The organism is Gammaproteobacteria bacterium (genome assembly GCA_016716465.1).
GTDB lineage: Bacteria > Pseudomonadota > Gammaproteobacteria > SZUA-140 > SZUA-140 > JADJWH01.
Map to the genome: position 1 here is coordinate 1,262,699 of JADJWH010000001.1, position 13,728 is coordinate 1,276,426.

Consider the following 13,728-nt stretch of genomic DNA (forward strand, 5'->3'; position numbering starts at 1 on the left):
TTAATGCGAGGCTGTCCCGGCCTCGACCATGACCCGGCGCACGGTCCGCACATACGGCTGGTAGCCGGGCAGCATCGATTCCACATTCCGCGCCGCTTCGCTCGCTGCCGCATAGTTCTCGTAGCTGCCGTACAAGACCGACAACATGGGATTCCCTCTGACATCGCTGCGATAGATGTAGATACGATCGAGCCGTTTCCGCGCCTCGACCGTGGACAGAAAACGATCCAGCGGAGCGGCGGTCTCGGCCTCCGCCTGCAGGAGTTGCACACTGAAATGATCGGGATCGACGGATGACAGCCAGTCGCGCGTCGCTTCGAGGCGCTCCCGGGTAATATCTGCACATGCCTCGACCGGTGTTTCCATTGGCAACGACACGCATGTCGGTGCGGATTCGACGGGCACCACGGCCGAACCCGGCACCGCCCAGGCATCAGGCGGCACATCGACTGCAGCGCGTTGAAAAACGGCGGCTGCCCAGGTGCCGGCGGCATTCGTCAATTGAGCCAGCAACCCGCGACTCCAGGGCATTCGGCTGGAGAATTCGCTGTCCCGCAATGCCGCATACACATGCCGCGCAGAGACCTCACGTCGACCCTCGGAATATGCCGCCAGCATGGACTTGTCGGCCAGGATATTGAGACGGCGCATCACGCCGCGCGACGCGCGCGTGAATGCGCGCACGGCATCCGGCGCAAATACCCCGGGTCCGCGATTACCGGCCAGACGCAAACGGAACTCCAGATAATCGCGCACCTCCTGCGGCCCCAGCGGGGACAAATAGAATCCGTTGGTGATGCGTTCCTTGATCTGGCGCACATGGGGCGCAGAGAGATTGGCGTCCAGCTCGGGCTGCCCGAACAGTACGACCTGCAGCAATTTGTGCTTCTGGGTCTCGAGGTTGCTGAGAAGACGGATCTCTTCCAGGGTCGCCAGCGGCATGCTCTGCGCTTCCTCGACGAAAACCACGACCTGTCGACCGTTCATGTGCTTGGCCAGCAAGTGCTCCTGCAGTCGCTTCATTACTTCATAGCGGTTCTCGTCCGCCCCCGCCCCGAGCCCCATTTCGAAAGCGATCGCGTGCAGGATATGCTCCGGCGCGATGCTGGGATTGACGAGGTAGACGATCTCAATGGTTTCCGGCAGCGAGACCTCGAGCATGCGGCACAGCATGGTCTTGCCGCTGCCGACTTCCCCCACGACCTTGGTGATGCCCTCGCCCGCGCTGATCGCATGCACCAGTGCGGCAAGGATATCGCCTCGATCACCGCCGGTATAAAACAGCTGCGTATCCGGTGTAATCCGGAACGGGGCCTGGCTCAACCCGAAGTGTTCGTAATACATAGATCCCTCCGCCTGCCGGAATTCCGGCGTGACGCCGGACAACCGTGACGGAAACCCGGCTGTGCGGGCCGGCGATTCACGATAACAGGCTGTTTGTTTGGGAAAAGGTTTTCCCGCAGGGGAAATTGCAAGAGATATGCCAGTGGAAAATCACGCCACGGCGGACAAGACCGGCCAGGATTTCAGAAACGACGGTTCAGCGACCGATTCGGCGCCATGAAAGACAACAGACACCCTGAGGGAACGATAACGATCAACGTTGACGTCCCTTCGGCGACTGCCTGGAGTACCGGTCCGATCGGCGGAGAGTTGTCCGCCACCGGTACGGCGGGGGATCAGCTACCCGTAAAGATCGCGAACAACAGGTAACTGACCGGCGCACACATCAACAACCCCACAATCACAACATCAATTGGCTCAAACATGGCAGTGCCCTCCACGCTCGTTGACGTTGGGCTGATTATACGCATAGCTTGCGTTCCCGGCGCAATGCCGGAGGGCTTTTCCTCGCCACGTGGGTGCGTTAGAATCATCCGCGTCATTGGGGAGTAGCCGCCCTCCGAACGAGAGGGGTTCGCATCAACAGACTTGCCCTGCGGGCATGGTGCGGACGGTTTCCGGATCTGGCGAGACTTTTGACTGCACCGTCTCCGGCATGGCCGGGGAGGCGGCGCAGTCATTGGATCTCGAACCGGCCGGAGACAATCATGGAAGCATTTCTGGTTTCAACCGGGGTCGTCGCCCTGGCGGAAATGGGTGACAAGACCCAGCTCCTTTCGATACTGCTGGCCGCACGCTACCGGCAACCGACCGCGATCATCCTCGGAATCCTCTGCGCCACCCTCGCCAATCACGCGGCGGCCGCCGCCCTCGGCGCCTGGATCACCGCGTACGTCGGTTACGACAATCTGCGCTGGATCATCGGGATCTCGTTCATCGGCATGGCCTTGTGGATGCTGATCCCGGATCGACTCGACGATGCCGGGGAGAAACCGCTCAAGCTCGGCGTTTTCGCCACCACCGTGGTCGCGTTTTTTCTGGCCGAGATGGGCGACAAGACCCAGGTGGCTACCGTCGCCCTGGCGGCACAGTACACCGGCTATTCTGCCGTCGTGGCAGGCACGACCCTGGGGATGATGCTGGCGAACGTACCCGCGGTTCTGCTCGGTGAAACCATTACGAGAAAACTCCCGCTGCCATTGATACATGGAGCCGCCGCCCTGATCTTCATCGTTCTGGGCGCAGTGGTTCTGATGAATGCAAACGTAGCGAACTGAATGGTGCGGCCGTGCGCAGCCCATGACTTCATATCTGGGTGCGGCAAAATGTCGCATCCTCCGGCATGCGTAACCCGCCTATAATGGCATGAGCCTTTCTCTTCGTTCGTCGCCATGATCACCGATGCCGCAGAATACCGGAGCACTCCTGTGCCGCACCGCACGCGGCGCCGGGTACTCATCGCCATACTCGCGATCGTCGTACTCGAACTGATCGCGGGCATCTGGATTTTCCTGGCCAGAAACCCGCCCGCCCCGCAAATTGACCTTCCGGGCCTGACCGTATTCAGCCCGCCGGCAAGGCTGCCAAAATTTGATCTCGCCGATCACCACGGGCGACCGTTTGTGAATGACCGCCTGCGCGGGCACTGGACCCTGGCGGCCTTCGGCTATACCTCCTGCCCCGATTTCTGTCCGACGACTCTGGCGGAGATGGCGCGCCTCTTCAAACAACCCGCGCTTTCATCCGTGGGCACCCAAGCGACCCGGTTCGTATTCATCAGCGTCGACCCTTTCCGTGACACTGCGGAACAACTGGCGGCATATGTCACGTATTTCAATCCGGACTTTCTGGGCCTGACGGGCGAACCCGACCAGCTCCAACGTCTCAATCATGAGCTGGACATTCCTTACGGATATGCCGATCCCGAAACCGGAGAGCCGATTCGCGACGTACTGCATAAACCCGTACTCGATGCCTATGTCGTCGATCATTATTCCGGCCTGCTGTTCATTGATCCGCAAGGCCGGCTGGTCGCGACGCTGCTGCCGCCCTTCGACACCGAGCGCACGCTCCAGGTTTATCAACAGCTGCGCGATCACCAGTAACACCGAGGAGACGCCATGAAAAACACCATTCGTATTACACTATTCAGTCTGCTGGTCCTGGCCTTCGCGCCAAGCCAGGCCGGCGACATCGCCATTCAGGACGCATGGATACCTGAGGCACCACCGACCGCTAAAGTCCTGGCCTGCTACCTGACCATAGAGAACCACTCCAAGGCCAGCGTCATGCTCGAGTCCGCCGCCAGCGATGACTTCGGAGCAGTCGAGATTCATGCCTCGGAGATGCACGACGGCATGATGCACATGCGCAAGGAACATCACCTGCACATCGATGCCAATTCGAGCCTTAAGCTCGAACCGGGCGGTTACCACCTGATGCTGATGGACAAAAAGAGGCCCCTGAAGGCAGGCGACCATGTCGATATCGAACTGCATTTCAGCAATGACGAATCCATACATGTGAAGGCCGAGGTCCGCAAATAGCCCCCTGCGAACCGCACGTCTTATTCAAACTTCTCCCCGCAGTCGCCGACCGGGGCTGACCGACCTCGGGCGGCAGCGCGTCGGCTCCGCCATCCCGAGTACCGGGAACGCATCACGTAATAAGATAGTGTAATTGCTTCCCACAAAGGCACGGCATCGTATCGACTGATCTTATGTAAATTCATCTACTTGAATCCTGACTCTCAAGGTGAAATTTGAAGTCTAATTCTCACTTACTTGAAATATATAAGGAGATGAAAGGATAAAACCTCGATGCAAATTATTTGCACAAACCTCGGATCCTGAAAGATCCCTTCATTCAGACCACACCCCGATCTCCGTCAAGCCACCGAGTAACGAATGATTCTCATATTAATTCATTAACTTACATTACCAGCGAAGGGCAGATGGGGCACCCCGGACATTGCGACGAGAAATTGACATCCCGTGATGTGCGTCATATAATTGGCACGTCCATGTGAGATTTACCTAGCAATCCAGATTCACACTCGGACGAGCGGGTTCAATCTGTAAGGTCCACAGATTGGCTAAATAGAAACAAGTTGGTGTTCCGATATCACGGTGTGATTGAGGAACAGAGGCAGGTAGTCGTGAGCGAATCAACAAACAAATCCAGACGTGACTTTCTTAAGAAAACCGCGTACGTAGTGCCGGTGATCTTGACCCTCAAAGCCGCCCCCTCCCTCGCAGGCACCGGCTCGCCCCATAAGCCCCACGATGGCGGCCATCACGGCCACCAAGGCTACAAGAAGAAAGACGGTCACTTCAATTTCTTCACCAAGCTGAAGTCCATCTTCAAGAATATTTTCTAATCCCGCCTGCACACCTCGACCAAGGGCCTGGAACCAGGCCCTTGGTCATCATCTTTTTCACCCGCAGTGGGTCCTGGCCGGCACCCGAATCGGAATCTCGATAGGTGAGCCCCAGGATACGCATGCCAAATGGAGTACTGCCCCCCTCTCCCCTCTCCTACAGTCGACACTGCACATCAAGGATTCAGGACTGCGTCCTCTAGGCGGTGATACGACCAACAATCTGCCGAACCCATGGCGCCACGATTGCTACCGTCGGGAAAGCCACAGGCCAGATCGTGACACAGCTTCGAAACCACTGCGAAGGTAACCCGGGGTTAAACCCTTGCGTGTTTACCAGGACAAACGCAGAAACGATGCTGACCATGATTGCGGAAAGCAGGGCGCTGAAAAGTATCGGTGCGAAACGAGCAGGAATACGCATTTTTGTTCTCCTATGGTTAGTCATTGATGCAGCTTGCCACTCCTTCCTGAATCCAGCGGCATGATCAGAAGATAAGGCGCGCGACCCATCCGGTGAGGAAAAGCCCGGAACCGAAAATCGCATGGGTAATTAGAGTCTGAACCCGGGCCGCAACAGGGCGGGATGTCCTGGAGGCGGCTATGCCTGCCCCCATACCTGGCTGCATCAACAAGAAAGGCGCCGCCACGGTGCCTATGCCCACGATTAACGCTGGGGCAATTGTTGGCCGCTCAATCCAGCCACTTCCCCAGATTCCGATCAATACGGCTGCGTACGCGATACCGGTCAGATAATGGGCAGTCCAGCCGATGAGGCGTTCGCCTTGCACTGGCGACGATGCCGAAATGGATTCATGGTGAAAGCGACCGCGCGGCATGTAGGCGATCCAGCGGCCCACCAAACCATAGTCCGGCGGCGCGATACCGAGCAGAGGTTTGCGTGCAAGTCCCCACAGATCCATCACCACCGTTGCGCCAACCCCGGTAATAATCGTACTGACTAAGTAGTTCATGATTCTCTCCAGATGTTTGCCTTCACAGGCCAGTGATGATAGCTTACGACTTAAAGTCGACTTTAAGTCAAGGGGAGTATCATGGATATTTCGGAAGTGGCGAAACAGTCCGGTGTTCCCGCGTCAACCCTGCGTTTCTACGAGGAGAAAGGTTTAGTTACCTCTGTCGGCAGACGAGGGTTGCGCCGTGTGTTCAGCCCCAACGTGCTGGAACGGCTGGCATTGATAGCCCTGGGCCGAGCCGCGGGACTTTCGCTGGATGAGATCGCCCGCATGTTCGCGCCGGACGGGAAACCCCGGATCGACCGGCAGTTACTCGCCGACAAGGCGGAAGAGCTTGATGGAAAGATCCGAAAGTTGACAGTCATGCGTGATGGCCTGCGACACGCGGCTGCCTGTACCGCAGCGAGCCACATGGAATGCCCGAAGTTCCGCCGTATCGTGGGGATCGCTGCTGCCGGAGGGCTTGGAAGGCGCAGACAAAAGAAATCGCCGGGTAAAAAAATCTCCAGATAATTTGGACCGCTGGCGCGTCACGCACGACGCACTGCGACCCGAATTAGCACGGACGCCGGAGAGAAAGTTTTGTGGCTTGGGTCGCTCCGGCGGTGGCATGACAATAAGCCATTGTTTGCTCCAATGACCGCGCCTGCGTAATCCCTTATTCGGAAAAGTAGCGGTCGGTTTCCTGTTTGATGATTTTTGAGAGCATCAACAGGGCGATCAGGTTAGGAATGGCCATGAGCCCATTCATCAGGTCGGAGAAATTCCACACGAATTCCAGCTTCATCATGGCGCCGACGATGACCGCCGTGACGAATACCACGCGATAGATGCGAATCGCGCGAGTGCCGGCGAGGTATTCAACGGCCTTTTCCCCGTAATAACTCCAGCCAAGCAGGGTCGAGTAGGCGAAGCATGCTGTCGCGATTGCAACGATGATTTCCCCGGCCCGGCCGAGCGTTTCTGCAAAACTCAGGCTGGTAAGTTGGGCGGCGCCCACTCCTTCAGTCCAGGGAGTTGCGGTCAGTATGACCAGGGCCGTCATGCTGCAGACAACCAGTGTGTCGATGAAGGTCTGCGTCATGCTCACCAGTGCCTGTTTGACTGGATCGTTGGTACGTGCAGCGGCGGCGGCGATCGGAGCCGAGCCAAGACCGGATTCATTTGAGAACACACCGCGGGCTACGCCATAGCGGATGGCTGCAGCCACAGCAGCACCGGCAAAGCCGCCACCGGCGGCAATCGGGTTGAAAGCATGGTAGAAGATCAGTGAAAGGGCATGCGGAATTTCGCCGGCATTGATCGCCAGCACCAGAAGCGCTGCCGCGATATAACCCAGAATCATGAATGGTACGAGTACCGAGGTAAATCGGCCAATCGAGCGGATACCGCCAAGGATCACCAGTCCCGTCAGAAGGGTCAGTGTCACACCTGTGACCCAGGGTTCGATATGGAATGCGGATTCGAAAATGCCGGCCACGGCATTGGCTTGCGTCATGTTGCCGATGCCGAAAGTCGCGAGAGTGGTAAACAGCGCGAAGAACCAACCCAACGCTGGCAGGTTGCAACCCTTGGCCAGGTAATACATCGGACCGCCCCGCATACCATGTTCGCCATGCTCGCGGTACTTAACGGCGAGAACCGCTTCGGCGTACTTGGTTGCCATTCCGACCAAGCCGGTCATCCACATCCAGAATACCGCTCCGGGCCCCCCCAGAGTAATCGCGGTGGCTACGCCAACGATGTTGCCAATCCCGACGGTTGCCGCCAAAGCAGTCATCAATGCGGCGAAATGGCTGATGTCGCCAGCATGACCCTGGTCCTTGTGAAAAATCAGTTTCATCGCATGCGGCAAGGCACGGAACTGCATGCCTTTGAGCAGAATGGTGAGATAAAGACCTGTGCCAACCAGCAAAATCAGCATGGGCGGCCCCCACACCCAGCTCGACAGCGTGGAAATCAAGGATTCGATGGCCAGCATGATTGACTTCTCCCCGTCTATTGATTCTATTGGGAGAGTATAACTGGAGAATTATGCCCTTGGCCCACTCCCCCCTCGTTGCCGGGGACCTCTTCCTGGATGGCCCGGAGCGTCCGGTTTAGGAAGAATGAATACCCATATTGACCGCATCCAGCGGTCATTCACCGCCGCTGACGGCGATAAGCTGACCATCGATGAGACTGCCATACCAGTGGAAATAGACAAAGATAAGGTCCGACGACTTTTGCTCGATAGCATGCGGGCTTTACCCGAGGCACAATCATATTTTGAGCAGCACCTGGACAATACCGACATGTTATTGTCATTGATCGAAATCGCCCTTGAGGATGAACCTGATTCAATCCGTTTGCAGGCCAGCAACCGTATTTCTCAATTTTCCGGCGACTTGCTGCGTGATTACGAAGACAGCCTGTTACAACTTCAGAGTGAAAAGTGGGAGAGCATTTCCGATGGAGCGACCGTTGCATTAGCAAAAATACGCTCCATGAAAGGCCTTCAGTATTTTATTGAAAATCGCATCGAGCCAACATTATCCTGGGAAGCCAGAATGCTGCGCAATTTTCTTGGGGATTTTAATTGACCCGGCAGGGAATGAGCTGATTAACCATATATGGATAACCACCATCAAAGCACAGAGAAAACTCGGCTCTTCGAGTGCTCTATTTTCAGCCAAATGGTGAATGGCGCGCCCGGAGAGATTCGAACTCCCGACCGCCTGGTTCGTAGTCGTAACTTTTTTATACTAAAGTTAACTTAATCTGCCACTTGCGACGCCTGCCGATTTTCTGTGCCCTACGTAAGTCGTTGATTTTTAATACTGGCATTTACTTGGTTTGTCACAAATTCGGCACAACCAAAGCTCAATGTACACATCTGTTAGTATTATCGAATGTGACCTATTCCCCGCCCGGTATACCAATATAGAGATCGTGATGATGGCCTTTACGCGTGGTGATGCGAGGTCCGACCTGTCCCAATCAGCTCTGGTCGCTGGATTTCGTCAGCGATAGCTGCTCCATGGCAGGCGGATACGCCTGCTGACGCGGCTTATGGGCGAGGGACTGCGACCTGCCGTGATACAGATGGATAACGTACCGGAGTTCTCCAGCCGGGTGCTGGATCGGTGGGCGTATAACCAGGAAGTGAAATTGCAATTCATCCGGCCGTGTAAGTCGACAGACAATGGTCATATACAGAACTTCAACGCCCGCCTGCGGTATGAATGTTTGAACCATCACGTACATCTTGAATCTGGAGAAACCCGCGAACCATCGAGGACAGGCGACAAGATTACAACCGGGAACGGCCTCACAGCGCCTTGTGAAGCTTGAGTCCCGAGATGTATAGGCAGCAGTTTGAGTCAACAACAATCAGCCAGAGTCCGAACTTGAAACTGGGATATCCGAAGGTGTAAGGTCACCTCAACTATTAATACTCAAGACAGATGAAAATTATTTTTTTACTTATTCTCATGTCTCGCTTTACTTTCCTCATTTTCTGTAGAGATGAGCTCATGGACATAACACTGAAACACATGTGAATATTAATAACGCATATATCAAATATAACAACTATATTCAATTGATTTGGAATAACCACATACGAAGTGGCTTTCTAAAATCTGCGGACAAAAGTCTTAGACATGTAATAAACCGAACATCCTTGATAGTTAGTAAAGATTGGCACTTCAACGCTTATTCGTACAAGAATCAATATAAAATAATAATCCCAGTTGGATTCATAGCTATAGTTGATCAATATGTTGACGCCGGCATTATTTATATCGAGAACCCAGAATGCATAGATGCTTTAATGAACTACTCTGACATTATTATGAATGCACTCTTCAATAACTACGATTCGTTCATTACAGAACCATCAATTCCTAATATCGACTTTAGTAGTTTCTGCAAGATTCCATCAGACGAAATATCAAGGATTCGGAAATCAGAAACCTATTCTGAATTAAAAGAAAATATATTTATTGATTTTTTTAGCTTCATTATCGGCCATGAGCTTGGCCACTTACATTTAAATCATAATACTATTTCTGAAATTACCTCAGAAGAGTATCGGAATCAGGAGCATGCTGCAGATGACTTTGGATATGAGTTAGCTGAAAGGGCAGGGTTTTCACCATTATTTGGAATTTCTATAGCTTTTCCCTTATTAGCAATCGAAGAATATGATTCAGATAGGGTAATCCTGAATAACTCACACCCACCAACATCCTGTAGATTGGCTCGGCGTCTAGAAAATTTTCGTAAATTCTTCGATAGCCTGGACAGGGATAAAATGACTAATTATCAAAGTCATTTCAAAATAACTGCAGAACAATTTGAAGGAATGTTTAGCGAAATCCCTACAATATGCAATAGTGATTTGCTGGGTGAATAAACAGATCAATAATAACAGCTTTATGGAAAAAATGATTTTTCAACACTCGGAAAATCAAAATATTTCGTCAAATAGCGGCGGCCAAAAGAAAAACAGCCACTCCGAATTTAAATTATTTTCCCGGGTAGAAACGTCGGCGGATAATCGTTTAAATCGATCATCAGATTGTTTGAGTAGTTCTGATAGGACATCAATCGTCGAATTTGACATCGCAACGAGTGGTAAACAGGCGAAGAACCAACCCAACGCTGGCAGGTTGCAACCCCCGGCCCGGTAAAATGAGCCTGACCGCCCCCGCATAAACTCATGTTCGCCATGCCCGCGGTACTTAACGGCGAGAACCGCTTCGGCATCTTGGTCCATTCTCCGATCAAGCCGGTCATCCAGATCCAGAATACCCACGTCCGGCCCCCAGAGTAATCGCGGTGGCTACGCCAACCGATGTTGCCAATCCCGACGGTTTGCCGCCAAAGCAGTCATCAATGCGCGCGGAAATTGGCTGATGTCGCCAAGCATGACCTGGACTTCGTGAAAATCGGTTTCATCGATGTGGCAAGGCATGGAACTGCATGCCTTTGGGGAATATGATTACATCAAGACCTGTGCCAACCAGCAAAATCAGCATGGGCGGCCCCCCACACCCAGCTCGACAGCGTGGAAATCAAGAGGATTCGATGGCCAGCATGATTGACTTCTCCCCGTCTATTGATTCTATTGGGAGAGTATAACTGGAGAATTATGCCCTTGGCCCCACTCCCCTCGTTGCCGGGGACCTCTTCCTGGATGGCCCGGAGCGTCCGGTTTAAGGAAGAATGAATACCACATAATGACCGCATTCCAGCGGTCATTCATCCCGCCTCGCCTGACGGCGATAAGCTGACCATCGATGAGACTGCCATTACCAGTGGAAATAGACAAAGATAAGGTCCGACGACTTTTGCTTTCGATAGCATGCGGGCTTTAAGGCACAATCATATTTTAGTGCAGCACCTGGACAATACCGACATGTTATTGTCATTGATCGAAATCGCCCTTGAGGATGAACCCTGATTCAATCCGTTTGCATGGGCGGCCAACAACCGTATTTCTCAATTTTTCCGTGCGACTTGCTGCGTGATTACGAAGACAGCCTGTTACATCTTCAGAGTGAAAAGTGGGAGAGCATTTCCGATGTCCGAGCGACCGTTGCATTAGCAAAATACGCTCCATGAAAGGCCTTCAGTATTTTATTGAAAATCGCATCGAGCCAACATTATCCTGGGAAGCCAGAATGCTGCGCAATTTTTCTTGGGGATTTTAATTGACCCGGCAGGGAATGAGCTGATTAACCATAATATGGATAACCACCATCAAAGCACAGAAAGCCTCGGCTCTTGACCGGGTGCTCTACTGTTTTCAGCCAAGGTGGGCCCCCGCGGGGTGGGAATGGCGCGCCCGGAGAGATTCGAACTCCCGACCGCCTGGTTCGTAGCCAGGTACTCTATCCAACTGAGCTACGGGCGCGTATTAGGTAAACCGAAATGTACTTCGCCGTCACGGCGAGGCGGCGTATTTTAACAATATCGACGCCGTGAGTTAAGGGTCCGGAGCGGTTTTATTTCAGACCAGCTTGCGAGATATCGCTGGGGTGGGGCCAAAACTCGTAATTAATATGGCGGAGAGAGAGGGATTCGAACCCTCGATGGAGCTTTTGACCCCATACTCCCTTAGCAGGGGAGCGCCTTCGGCCACTCGGCCATCTCTCCGGAATCATCCTTCCCAGGCCGTCTTGCCAGCCCTCCTCCAAGCGGCTGATTCACCGCCAATTAAAAAAAGCGATGATACACTACCCCGTGGAATCTCGCGACCCACAGGGCGAAAAATTGTTGCTGCGGTCAAACCAAAGAAGCCGGCCGACCCGCTGGGGCGGCCTGAGAGACGGCAAGGATAGCGATTGAAGATGGGGGCGTAAAGAAGTAATACCGCGCCCGGGACAGGGTTTCGCCGCTATATCAACCCTGGGCCTTTCCTTGGGGGATGTCCTTTTCCTGTTGGATCCGCTGATAGATCTCTTCGCGATGGACCGTCACGTCCTTCGGGGCATTCACACCGATGCGCACCTGATTGCCCCGTACGCTCAGCACCGTTACTGTCACATCATCACCGATCACCAGCGTTTCGCCCACACGGCGAGTCAATATCAACATCTTTTGTCTCCTTACAGTAATAACCCTCTGTGGTCACGTTCCTGATTTCCCGTACCCGTTTGTTCTTCTTATGCATCGGCGTTTTCCTCCGGAAACTTAACAATAATGTCATCCACATGATTTTTATATTGTTTTAGGCCGACTGGGCATCCGGCGGAATCTTCAAGCCCAGCCGCAGCTTATGCCGCATCCAGACCGAAGGCCGAATGCAGCGCCCGCACCCCGAGCTCGAGATATTTTTCGTCGATGACCACGGAGATCTTGATCTCCGAAGTCGAGATCATGCGGATATTGATCCCCTCGTCAGCCAGGGAGCGGAACATCCTGCTGGCGATGCCGGCATGGGAGCGCATGCCCACGCCGACCAGCGACACCTTGACGATCTTCTTGTCACCCACCACTTCGCGCGCGCCCAATCCCTTGGCCAGCGCCTTCAGTATTTCCAGCACCTTCTCATAATCGTTGCGATGCACCGTGAAGGTGAAATCGGTGGTGGAATCCTCGGCGACGTTCTGCACGATCATGTCCACTTCGATGTTGGCGTCCGCAACCGGTCCGAGTATGCGACTCGCAACACCGGGCTGATCGGGGACGCCGAGCACGGTCAACTTCGCCTCGTCGCGGTTGAATGCGATGCCTGAGATCAGGGCCTGTTCCATGTTTTCGTCCTCAGCTTTGATCAAAGTGCCCGGACCGTCCTCGAAGGAGGACAGCACGCGCAACGGTACGTTGTATTTACTGGCGAACTCCACCGAGCGGATCTGCAGGACCTTCGCCCCCAGGCTCGCCATTTCCAGCATTTCCTCGTAGGTAATGGAGTCCAATCGGCGCGCCTGCGGCACGACGCGCGGATCGGTGGTGTAGACGCCGTCGACGTCGGTATAGATCTGGCACTCGTCGGCATCGAGCGCCGCGGCCAGCGCGACACCGGTCGTGTCCGACCCCCCGCGCCCGAGCGTGGTGATATTGCCCTGCTCGTCCACGCCCTGGAAACCGGCCACGACGATCACGCGGCCGTCAGCGAGATCGCGGCGAAGACGCTCGGCGTCGATTTCGAGGATGCGGGCCTTGTTGAACGCGCTGTCGGTAAGGATATGGACCTGGGCGCCGGTATAGGACTGCGCGGGACAGCCCTTCGCCTCGAGCGCGATGGCGAGCAGCCCGATGGTGACCTGTTCGCCGGTGGCGAGCACCACGTCCAGTTCACGGGGATTCGGCCGCGGCGACATCTCCTTCGCCAGCGCCAGCAGGCGGTTGGTCTCGCCGCTCATGGCGGAGACGACCACCACCACCTGATGTCCCTGGTTGCGCATCGCAATGACCTTGTTCGCGACGTTTTCGATGCGCTTCGGATCGGCAACCGAGGTGCCGCCGTACTTTTGTACGATCAAAGCCATGTTTGCAGTTCCGAGGAGAGTGATAAAAACAGACGTTTATTTTAGC

Annotated in this window: 15 protein-coding genes and 2 tRNA genes; 8 read left to right on the plus strand and 9 right to left on the minus strand. The window is 54.5% G+C overall.

The genetic code is table 11. The annotated features are described in order from the left end of the window. Complete coding sequence (locus tag IPM20_06060) at window positions 1-1,344, minus strand: AAA family ATPase (protein MBK9131189.1); 1,344 nt, start codon at window positions 1,342-1,344, stop codon at window positions 1-3. Window positions 1,345-2,051: 707 nt separating this feature from the next. On the opposite strand from IPM20_06060, the gene IPM20_06065 reads away from it, so the two are divergent. The 4 genes from IPM20_06065 (at window position 2,052) to IPM20_06080 (ending at window position 4,723) form a co-directional block, all read left to right on the plus strand. Continuing rightward, window positions 2,052-2,621, plus strand: coding sequence for a TMEM165/GDT1 family protein (locus IPM20_06065; GenBank protein ID MBK9131190.1), 570 nt, complete (start codon window positions 2,052-2,054; stop codon window positions 2,619-2,621). A gap of 114 nt (window positions 2,622-2,735) precedes the next feature. Continuing rightward, window positions 2,736-3,449 (plus strand): SCO family protein, encoded by a 714-nt coding sequence (locus IPM20_06070; GenBank protein MBK9131191.1) that lies wholly within the window; start codon window positions 2,736-2,738, stop codon window positions 3,447-3,449. A gap of 15 nt (window positions 3,450-3,464) precedes the next feature. After that, the gene (locus tag IPM20_06075) at window positions 3,465-3,890 is read left to right on the plus strand and encodes a copper chaperone PCu(A)C (GenBank protein ID MBK9131192.1); all 426 of its coding nucleotides are present in this window, start codon (window positions 3,465-3,467) and stop codon (window positions 3,888-3,890) included. Window positions 3,891-4,501: 611 nt separating this feature from the next. Beyond that, window positions 4,502-4,723, plus strand: a complete 222-nt coding sequence (locus tag IPM20_06080; GenBank protein ID MBK9131193.1) for a hypothetical protein — start codon at window positions 4,502-4,504, stop codon at window positions 4,721-4,723. A 199-nt stretch (window positions 4,724-4,922) separates the two neighbouring features. Here IPM20_06080 and IPM20_06085 read toward each other — a convergent pair whose 3' ends face one another. Continuing rightward, window positions 4,923-5,141, minus strand: a complete 219-nt coding sequence (locus IPM20_06085; protein MBK9131194.1) for a DUF2798 domain-containing protein — start codon at window positions 5,139-5,141, stop codon at window positions 4,923-4,925. Window positions 5,142-5,211: 70 nt separating this feature from the next. Beyond that, window positions 5,212-5,697 carry a DUF2938 domain-containing protein gene (locus IPM20_06090; GenBank protein MBK9131195.1) on the minus strand — a complete coding sequence of 162 codons (486 nt, stop codon included), beginning with the start codon at window positions 5,695-5,697 and terminating at the stop codon, window positions 5,212-5,214. Between the two features lie 81 nt (window positions 5,698-5,778). Between IPM20_06090 and IPM20_06095 the strand changes: the two genes are divergently transcribed. Then, window positions 5,779-6,213 carry a helix-turn-helix domain-containing protein gene (locus IPM20_06095; protein MBK9131196.1) on the plus strand — a complete coding sequence of 145 codons (435 nt, stop codon included), beginning with the start codon at window positions 5,779-5,781 and terminating at the stop codon, window positions 6,211-6,213. A 145-nt stretch (window positions 6,214-6,358) separates the two neighbouring features. Here the strand turns inward: IPM20_06095 and IPM20_06100 are convergent, their stop codons facing one another. Further along, window positions 6,359-7,681 carry a sodium:alanine symporter family protein gene (locus tag IPM20_06100; GenBank protein MBK9131197.1) on the minus strand — a complete coding sequence of 441 codons (1,323 nt, stop codon included), beginning with the start codon at window positions 7,679-7,681 and terminating at the stop codon, window positions 6,359-6,361. 127 nt (window positions 7,682-7,808) lie between these two features. Between IPM20_06100 and IPM20_06105 the strand changes: the two genes are divergently transcribed. From IPM20_06105 to IPM20_06115, 3 genes are all read left to right on the plus strand, one after another. Next, a complete protein-coding gene (locus tag IPM20_06105; protein ID MBK9131198.1) occupies window positions 7,809-8,282 on the plus strand; it encodes a hypothetical protein in 474 nt (157 codons plus the stop codon). A 469-nt stretch (window positions 8,283-8,751) separates the two neighbouring features. Then, a complete protein-coding gene (locus IPM20_06110; GenBank protein ID MBK9131199.1) occupies window positions 8,752-9,033 on the plus strand; it encodes a transposase in 282 nt (93 codons plus the stop codon). A 502-nt stretch (window positions 9,034-9,535) separates the two neighbouring features. Then, window positions 9,536-10,099, plus strand: a complete 564-nt coding sequence (locus IPM20_06115; GenBank protein MBK9131200.1) for a hypothetical protein — start codon at window positions 9,536-9,538, stop codon at window positions 10,097-10,099. 54 nt (window positions 10,100-10,153) lie between these two features. Here the strand turns inward: IPM20_06115 and IPM20_06120 are convergent, their stop codons facing one another. The 5 genes from IPM20_06120 to IPM20_06140 all read right to left on the minus strand — a co-directional run bounded on the left by IPM20_06120 (window position 10,154) and on the right by IPM20_06140 (window position 13,682). Continuing rightward, a complete protein-coding gene (locus IPM20_06120) occupies window positions 10,154-10,501 on the minus strand; it encodes a hypothetical protein (protein MBK9131201.1) in 348 nt (115 codons plus the stop codon). A gap of 1,024 nt (window positions 10,502-11,525) precedes the next feature. Next, window positions 11,526-11,602: transfer RNA gene (locus IPM20_06125), tRNA-Arg, on the minus strand. Between the two features lie 149 nt (window positions 11,603-11,751). Then, a tRNA-Ser gene (locus tag IPM20_06130) sits at window positions 11,752-11,844 on the minus strand. A gap of 246 nt (window positions 11,845-12,090) precedes the next feature. Beyond that, window positions 12,091-12,285, minus strand: a complete 195-nt coding sequence (csrA, locus tag IPM20_06135) for a carbon storage regulator CsrA (GenBank protein MBK9131202.1) — start codon at window positions 12,283-12,285, stop codon at window positions 12,091-12,093. Window positions 12,286-12,464: 179 nt separating this feature from the next. Beyond that, window positions 12,465-13,682: an aspartate kinase gene (locus IPM20_06140; GenBank protein MBK9131203.1), complete on the minus strand. Its 1,218-nt coding sequence runs from the start codon at window positions 13,680-13,682 to the stop codon at window positions 12,465-12,467. Window positions 13,683-13,728 lie beyond the last annotated feature (46 nt).